Raw genomic sequence first — 8,735 nt, forward strand, 5'->3', positions numbered from 1 at the left:
GCCGATCTCCCCCTCCATGCCAAAGCGGGTGGCGCCGTGCAGCGAACCCATCGACCAGGCCTGTTCCGGCGACATCCCCGCCTTCACGGCTTCGCGCACCACCCAGTCGAGGCCAAAGAGCAGGAGATCATCGGCATCGCGGTCGTCGGTGCAGACTGCGGTGCGCTTGTGCGAGGCCCCGAGTTCGGTGATCGTCCGGATCGCCTGCGGTAGCGAATGCCAGGGCGTCGTCGGCGGGCCGCCGCGCAGGAAAATCCAGACGCCTGCATCGAGCAGGTCGTCGGCGATGTCGCGGTCGATCGCTTCATGCGTGTCGGTGACGCCGGAAGCCGCATAGGCCGCGACGAATTCACGGCCGTAGATATGCCCGGACACGGGTCGCCCGCGCTTCAAGGCTGCCGCGAGGATCGCGTGGCTGCGCTCGTCGCCCATGGTCACTGGCACGAAATCCATCTTTTCGCCGAGCGCGACGGCTTCAGGCCAGCGGTCGAACAGACCGGCGATCTTGTCGGGCGTGAGGTCGCCGCCGGCGGTCTCCAGTTCCGCCGAGGTTGCCGGCACCGTGCTCGGCACCGTCAGAAAGATCGACAGCGGCGCCTCACGGGCGTCCTCCAGCATCGCCTCGACGCCGGCGACGTCCATGACGTTGCCGATCTCGTGGCTATCGCAGAAGATCGTGGTGGTCCCGTTGAGCAGCGCGGCCTCGGCGTAGGCGCAGGCCGTCACCATTGAAGATTCGATGTGAATATGCGGATCGACCAGTCCTGGCGCGATGATGCCGCCCGCGGCGTCATACAGCGGCACGTGGCTCCACATCTTCTTCGCCGTTCCGGCCGGTTTCACCGCGGCGATGCGGCCGCCCGTGATCCAGACCTCGCGTCCCGGATGGATCCGCTCCGAATAGGTCGAGAGCAGCCTTGCACCTGAGATGACGAGCTCGGGTGCGAGCCGGGCAGAGGCGACATCGGCGAGACGTCGCGTCATCGAATGCAGTGGCGCGACGGCAAAGCGGGTCAGTTTGGTCATCGGAGCTCCCGGCGGACGTGGTTCGTCCGCCAATGGTTGCGCCCTCATGCAGGAGGGGCAACTCAATTAAAACGGCACTTCTGCTTACGCATTGGGCAGGACCGGCCGGTGGCACGTGGCCGGCACAGCCCATCGATGGCCGCGGAAGCATAGCACGGCGCCGCTACGGCCGCCCTTCCCTCATCCGTTACAGCCCGAAATGAACTTCGCCCGCGCCGCGGCGACCAACTCAGGCCATGCTCAGACTCCTCGCCCTTCCCATCGAGATGTTGCGGATCGCCTTTTATGCGTTACAGGGCCTTTTCGACACGCTGCGGGCGCGCAACCGGCTGAACCTGGAATTCAACGTCCTCGTCAACACGCCGCGGGATGACGTGTGGCAGCGCCTCGATCACGACGTTCGTTCTGTATGTCTGCGTGATCATGGCCGTGGTCGACTAGGACGCCTTCGGCTCCGGCGCGACGCCGCCGAGTGCGGCCGTTAGTTCCGCCGCTACCTCGCGCACCATGCGGCCAACCTCCGGCAATCGCTCATCGGTGATGCGGCTGGTCATCCCGGACACCGAGATTGCCGCAAGCGGTTCGGCCAGCGCGTTGTAGACCACGGCGGCGACGCAGCGCAGGCCCATCTGAGCCTCCTCGTCGTCGATTGCAAAGCCCTGCTTGCGAACCGCCGCGAGTTCTCTAAAAAGGTCGCTGGGCCGCACGATGGATTTTTCCGTGAGTCTCGGCATGCCGTGATGGCGGATGACCGCGCCGACATCCTCGTCGGAATAGGTCGCGAGCACGGCCTTACCGACCCCCGATGTCACCATCGCGACGCGGCCGCCGACCTTGGTTAGCGAGCGCATGATCTCGCGGCTCTCCATGCGGGTCAGCACGATGATGAACTCGTCGTCGACAACGGCGAGATTGGCGGTCTCGCGGGTGAGATCGCGCAATTTGCGCAAATAAGGAATCGCCTGCGCGGTGAAATTGCGCCGCCGCGCGAAGCTCGCCCCGACGGTGAAGCTGCGGACGCCAACATGCCATTTGGACTCGGCGCGGTCGAACTGCACGAAGCGGCGGCTTTCCAGCGTCGCCAGCAGGCGGTGCACGGTCGAGGCCGACAGGCCGGTGCGAACGGCGAGATCGCTGAGGCGATAACCTTCGTCGTCCTCGGCCAGCGTCTCGAGGATCGACAGCGCGCGGTCGACAGACTGCACGCCGCCGTCACGATCGGCCTCCGCAGCCGATCGTGTCTCAGGCGATTTGCGCCGGATCACGTTCTTGCCCATCGCGACCTGCCGCTGTGGCTGGCGTCATTCGGGGGCGCGCGAAAGCGCGAACCCGCAATCTCGAGATCCTCAAGCGCACAAGTGCGCACCATAGTTCGACGCTTCGCGCCGCCCCGGGATGACCGGAGAGATTAGGCTCAGAGCAGCCCTGCCCCGCGCGCCCACTTGTACTTGGCACCTAACACCTCGACCGGCAGCTCGGTCGAGTAGGCATAGGCCGGGATGCCGTTCTGGTAGAGATATTCGGCGGCTTCCTCGACTTCGACGTCGCCGGCCAGTGAGGCCACGATTGGCTTCACAAAGCCCTTGGCCTCCATCTCCTTCTTCACCTCGACCATATTGCGGGCGAACACCATCGGCGGGGTGACGATGGTGTGCCAATAGCCGAGGATCAGCGAGTGGATGCGCTCGTCCGACAGACCGAGCTTCACCGTGTTGACGTAGGTGATCGGCGGCTCGCCACCGGTGATATCCACAGGGTTACCAGCCGCGCCGAACGGCGGGATGAACTTGCGGAAGGCCGCATCGAGATCCGGCGGCATCGACATCAGCGACAGGCCGTTGTCGACACATGAGTCCGACAGCAGCACGCCCGAGCCGCCGGCACCGGTGATGATCAGCACGTTCTCGCCCTTAGGCGTCGGCAGCACCGGCACGCCGCGGGCGAACTCGAGCAGCTGCCGCAGGCTGCGGGCGCGGATCACGCCCGACTGTGCCAGCACGTCCTCATAGATCTTGTCGTTACCGGCGAGCGCGCCGGTGTGCGACGAGGCCGCCTTCGCGCCGGCCGAGGTGCGGCCGGCCTTGAGCACAACGACCGGCTTCTTCTTGGAGACCCGCTTGGCGGCTTCCGCGAAGGCGCGACCGTCCTTGAGGTCCTCGCAGTGCTGCGCGATCAGATTCGTATTCGGATCCTGCTCGAAGAAAGCGAGCAGATCGTCCTCATCGATATCGGACTTGTTGCCAAGGCCGACGATCGCGGAGACGCCCATCTTGGCCGAGCGCGAGAAGCCGATGATGGCCATGCCGATGCCGCCCGACTGCGACGACAGCGCCGCGTGGCCCTTGACGTCGTAGGCGGTGCAGAACGTCGCACAGAGATTGGCGGGCGTATAATAGAAGCCGTAGATGTTCGGTCCCATCAGGCGGATGTCGTACTTCTTGCCAACCTCGACGATCTCGGCCTGCAGCTCCGGCGCGCCGGCCTCGGCAAAGCCTGACGGAATCAGTACCGCACCCGGGATTTTCTTCTCGCCGCACTCGGTGAGCGCACCGGCGACGAACTTCGCGGGAATCGCGAACACCGCGACGTCGATCACGCCGGGCACGTCTTTGACGCTCTTGTACGCCTTGTAGCCGAGGATCTCGGCTGCCTTGGGATGGATCGGAATGATCTCGCCCTTGTAGCCACCGTTGATGAGGTTCTTCATCACGGAGTTGCCGATCTTGCCGTCCTCGGCCGAGGCGCCGATCACGGCGACCGCCTTCGGCTGCATGATGCGGTTCATGGCTGCGACGATCTCTTCGGTCGGACGCGGCTTCGGCTTGGGCTTGTAGGCGAAGTCGACGACGATACGCACGTCGGCCGCAATCGCGTCCTTGGCGGTGGCGAACACAGGGTTGAGGTCGAGCTCGACGATTTCAGGGAAATCGGTGACGAGCTGCGAAACCTTGACGATGACATCGGCCAGAGCGGTGCGGTTCACCGGCTCGCCGCCGCGCACGCCCTTCAGAATTTCATGCGCCTGGATGCCGTCGAGCATGGACAGCGCGTCTTCCCTGGTCGCGGGCGCGAGGCGGAAGGTGATGTCCTTCAACACCTCGACCAGCACACCGCCGAGACCGAAGGCGACCAGCTTGCCGAACGAGCCGTCGGTGATCGAGCCGACGATCACTTCGGTGCCACCGGCCAGCATCTGCTGCACCTGGATGCCCTCGATCTTGGCATCGGCTTTATACTTCTTGGCGTTGCCGAGAATGGTCTCGTAGGCCTTCTCGGCATCCTCAGCCGTCTTGACGCCGACGATGACACCGCCGGCTTCGGTCTTGTGGAGAATGTCCGGGGAGACGATCTTCATCACCACCGGGAAGCCCATCGACGACGCCATTTTGCCGGCCTCGCCGGCCGACTTCGCCACGCCCTCTTTCGGCACGGGAATGCCGTAGGCATCGCAGACCACCTTGCCTTCCGGCGCTGTCAGGCTGGTGCGTTTGTCGGCCTTGACCTGGTCAAGGACCTTGCGGACGACGTCTTTGGAATTCGACATGAGCTTCTCCCTTGACCTTCAGTTCTTACTTTGCAAAGCGCGCGTGATGCGGCTGCCCGTGATACTTGCCATCGCCGCGCCCTGTTCCACCTAGCGGAACGGAGGGCTGAAAGGCCTTGATGACTCCCGCCAGCTTGGATCAAAAATGGCTAGCGATGGCATTTGGTATGCCAGGAGCCAACTTGTCAAGCCGGAGCACGGTCGATAACGCCGCAAAAAATAGGCAGCTTGACATTCTGGCATGTGGTATGCCAAAAACTTTCCGGCAAATATTCCTGTAAAAGACGACTCCCACTGGAGGAGAATCGTCGTGTCACTGCGGAAACCAACCAAGGCGTTGCCGAACATGGCCGAGGCAGACATCACAATCGTTCGTATTGCCCCGGAGAGCAGCTTCAAGAACAAGGCGTATGACGCCTTGAAGGAAGCCATCCTCAAGATGGACATCTATTCGACGCCCGAGCCTGTCATGCTGGACGAGCGCGCGCTGTCCGAACGGCTGGGCGTCAGCCGCACGCCCATCCGTGAAGCGATCGCGATGCTCGAGCAGGATGGTTTCGTGAAGACCGTGCCGCGCCGCGGCATCATGGTGGTGCGCCGGACCAAGAGCGAGATCGTCGACATGATCCGCGCCTGGGCGGCGCTGGAGAGCATGGCGGCGCGCCTGATCACCACCACCGCGCGCAAAAAGGACATCACGGCGCTGCGCGACTTCTTCAAGGATTTCGGCAAGGACCGCCTGCCCGAGGATCACGTCGAGGAATATTCGAAGGCGAACATCGCCTTCCACCAGGCGCTGATCTCGCTGTCGGAGTCCCCCGTCCTGGTCGATCTCACCAACGACCTCTTGTTGCACGTGCGCGGCTACCGCCAGCTGACGATCGGCCGCAAGGACCGCACCGCGACCTCCCTGCCCGAGCATCTCGGCATGATCGAGGCGCTGGAAGCGCGCGACACCGAACTCGCCGAGAAGCGCGCCCGCGACCACACCCTTGGCCTTGCCGCTTACGTCGAAGCGCACGGCCAAGAACTGTTTACTTAACTGTTCACCTAGCGACATTCACCAGAAGGGCGAACCATTCGCCCCACTACCTTGAGATCAGGGAGACAAGGCCCATGCTGAACACCGCGACCAAGTCCGAAGCACCGGGCACCGAGCAGGAACTGACGGATGGCTTCCATCTCGTCATCGACGCGCTCAAGCTGAACGGCATCAACACCATCTATAATGTGCCGGGCATCCCGATCACGGATTTGGGCCGCATGGCGCAGGCCGCCGGCATTCGTGTGATCTCCTTCCGCCACGAGCAGAACGCCGGCTACGCCGCCGGCATCGCCGGCTATCTCACCAAGAAGCCCGGTGTCTGCCTCACGGTGTCCGCCCCGGGCTTCCTGAACGGTCTCACCGCGCTCGCCCACGCCACCACCAACTGCTATCCGATGATCCTGGTCTCGGGCTCCTCCGAGCGCGAGATCGTCGATCTGCAGCAGGGCGACTACGAAGAGATGGACCAGCTCGCGATCGCAAAGCCGCTGTGCAAGGCGGCCTATCGCGTGCTGCACGCCCAGGACATCGGCATCGGCTTTGCCCGCGCCATCCGCGCCGCCGTCTCGGGCCGTCCGGGCGGCGTCTATCTCGACCTGCCGGCAAAGCTGTTCGGCCAGGTGATGAACGCCGAGGCCGGCCAGAAGTCGCTGGTCAAGGTGATTGACGCTGCGCCCGCGCAGATCCCCTCACCCGCGTCGGTGAAGCGCGCGCTCGACGTGCTCAAGAGCGCCAAGCGTCCGCTCATCATTCTCGGCAAGGGCGCGGCCTACGCGCAGGCCGACGAGGAGATCAAGAGCTTCGTCGAGAAGAGCGGCGTGCCGTTCCTGCCGATGAGCATGGCCAAGGGCCTGCTCCCCGATACGCATCCGCAATGCGCCGGCGCTGCGCGCTCGACCGTGCTGAAGGACTCCGACGTCGTCATGCTGATCGGCGCGCGACTGAACTGGCTGCTCTCGCATGGCAAGGGCAAGAGCTGGGGTGATCAGCCGAAGAAGTTCATCCAGGTCGATATCGAGCCGAAGGAAATGGACTCCAACGTCGAGATCGTCGCGCCCGTGGTCGGCGACATCGGCTCGGTCGTCTCCGCCTTCAACCAGGCGATGGGAACGGGCTGGACCGCCCCGCCAGCCGAATGGACCAAGGCGGTGTCGTCCAAGCGTGAAGAGAACGTCGCCAAGATGGCGCCGAAGCTGATGAACAACAAATCGCCGATGGACTATCACGGCGCGCTCGGCGTGCTGAAGAATGTGATCAAGGATCATCCCGAAGCGATCCTCGTCAACGAAGGCGCCAACACGCTCGACCTGGCCCGCGGCGTCATCGACATGTACCGCCCGCGCAAGCGTCTCGACGTCGGCACCTGGGGCGTGATGGGCATCGGCATGGGCCAGGCGATCGCGGCTGCGCTCGAGACCGGCCACCCCGTTCTTGCAGTGGAAGGCGACTCGGCCTTCGGCTTCTCCGGCATGGAGGTCGAGACCATCTGCCGCTACAACCTGCCGATCTGCGTCGTCATCTTCAACAATGACGGCATCTATCGCGGCACCGACGTCAACGGCGCCAACTCCGATCCCGCGACCACCGTGTTCGTCAAGGGTGCACGCTACGACAAGATGATGGAAGCCTTCGGCGGCGTCGGCGTGAACGCGACCTCACCGGATGAACTGAAGCGCGCCGTGAACGAAGCCATGGCATCCCGCAAGCCGACGCTGATCAACGCCGTGATCGATCCGGCCGCGGGCTCGGAGAGCGGCCGCATCGGCAACCTCAATCCGCAGAGCGTTCTGCAGAAGAAGAAGTAAGTCCCCCCTCAACCCTTATTCCCTGCGGGTGCAGGGGCAGACAGAGTACGGAGCATACAAGATGACCAAAGCGCTCGAGGGCGTTCGCATTCTCGACTTCACCCACGTCCAGTCAGGACCGACCTGCACGCAGCTGCTGGCATGGTTCGGTGCCGACGTGATCAAGGTGGAACGCCCCGGCGTGGGTGACATCACCCGCGGCCAGTTGCAGGACATCCCGAACGTGGACAGCCTGTATTTCACCATGCTCAACCACAACAAGCGTTCGATCACGCTCGACACCAAGAACCCGAAGGGCAAGGAAGTCCTCACCGAGCTGATCAAGAAGTGCGACGTGCTGGTCGAGAATTTCGGCCCCGGCGTGCTCGACCGCATGGGCTTCCCCTGGGAGAAGATCCAGGCGATCAACCCGAAGATGATCGTGGCGTCGATCAAGGGCTTTGGCCCCGGACCGTACGAAGACTGCAAGGTCTATGAGAATGTGGCGCAGTGCACCGGCGGCGCCGCCTCCACCACCGGCTTCCGCGACGGGCTTCCGCTCGTCACCGGCGCGCAGATCGGCGACAGCGGCACCGGCCTGCACCTCGCGCTCGGCATCGTCACCGCGCTCTATCAGCGCACCCACACCGGCAAGGGCCAGCGCGTCACCGCGGCGATGCAGGACGGCGTGCTGAACCTCGCGCGCGTCAAGCTGCGCGACCAGCAGCGCCTCGCCCACGGCCCCCTCAAGGAATACAGCCAGTACGGCGAAGGCATTCCGTTCGGCGATGCCGTGCCGCGCGCCGGCAACGATTCCGGCGGCGGCCAGCCCGGCCGCATCCTGAAGTGCAAGGGCTGGGAGACCGACCCGAACGCCTACATCTACTTCATCACCCAGGCCCCGGTCTGGGAGAAGATCTGCGACGTGATCGGCGAGCCCTCCTGGAAGACCGATCCGAACTACGCCAAGCCGGCGGCCCGCCTGCCTCGCCTCAACGAGATCTTTGCTCGCATCGAACAATGGACGATGACGAAAACCAAGTTCGAGGCGATGGAGATCCTCAACAGGGACGACATCCCCTGCGGCCCGATCCTGTCGATGAAGGAGCTCGCCGAGGACCAGTCGCTGCGCAAGACCGGCACCGTGGTCGAGGTCGATCACCCGACCCGCGGCAAGTACCTCTCGGTCGGCAACCCGATCAAGCTGTCGGATAGCCCGAGCGACGTCACCCGCTCGCCGCTGCTCGGCGAGCACACCGACGAGATCCTGCGCAGCGTTCTCGGCTTCTCCGATCACCAGGTCGCCGAGATCCACAAGTCGGGCGCGCTCGACCCG

Annotated in this window: 6 protein-coding genes and 1 pseudogene; 3 read left to right on the forward strand and 4 right to left on the reverse strand. The window is 64.1% G+C overall.

Features of this window, described 5'->3' with window-relative positions; translation table 11 throughout:
• From AOQ71_RS47130 to AOQ71_RS03900, 4 genes and pseudogenes are all read right to left on the reverse strand, one after another.
• Positions 1-1,026 (reverse strand): annotated as a pseudogene (locus AOQ71_RS47130) (amidohydrolase family protein); the annotation flags it as partial.
• Positions 1,027-1,316: 290 nt separating this feature from the next.
• Positions 1,317-1,451, reverse strand: a complete 135-nt coding sequence (locus tag AOQ71_RS49590; RefSeq protein WP_283809566.1) for a hypothetical protein — start codon at positions 1,449-1,451, stop codon at positions 1,317-1,319.
• A 12-nt stretch (positions 1,452-1,463) separates the two neighbouring features.
• Positions 1,464-2,303: an IclR family transcriptional regulator gene (locus AOQ71_RS03895; protein WP_057742053.1), complete on the reverse strand. Its 840-nt coding sequence runs from the start codon at positions 2,301-2,303 to the stop codon at positions 1,464-1,466.
• Between the two features lie 137 nt (positions 2,304-2,440).
• On the reverse strand, positions 2,441-4,570 hold the full coding sequence (locus AOQ71_RS03900; protein WP_057742058.1) for an acetate--CoA ligase family protein: 2,130 nt from the start codon (positions 4,568-4,570) through the stop codon (positions 2,441-2,443).
• A gap of 346 nt (positions 4,571-4,916) precedes the next feature.
• Here AOQ71_RS03900 and AOQ71_RS03905 point away from each other — a divergent pair, with 346 nt between their 5' ends.
• The 3 genes from AOQ71_RS03905 to frc all read left to right on the forward strand — a co-directional run.
• Positions 4,917-5,612 carry a GntR family transcriptional regulator gene (locus AOQ71_RS03905; protein WP_162268309.1) on the forward strand — a complete coding sequence of 232 codons (696 nt, stop codon included), beginning with the start codon at positions 4,917-4,919 and terminating at the stop codon, positions 5,610-5,612.
• Positions 5,613-5,686: 74 nt separating this feature from the next.
• On the forward strand, positions 5,687-7,420 hold the full coding sequence (oxc, locus tag AOQ71_RS03910; RefSeq protein ID WP_057742066.1) for an oxalyl-CoA decarboxylase: 1,734 nt from the start codon (positions 5,687-5,689) through the stop codon (positions 7,418-7,420).
• Between the two features lie 61 nt (positions 7,421-7,481).
• A partial coding sequence (gene frc, locus AOQ71_RS03915) for a formyl-CoA transferase (protein WP_057742089.1) occupies positions 7,482-8,735 on the forward strand: 1,254 nt, incomplete at its 3' end.

This window comes from Bradyrhizobium manausense, assembly GCF_001440035.1.
Lineage (GTDB): Bacteria > Pseudomonadota > Alphaproteobacteria > Rhizobiales > Xanthobacteraceae > Bradyrhizobium > Bradyrhizobium manausense.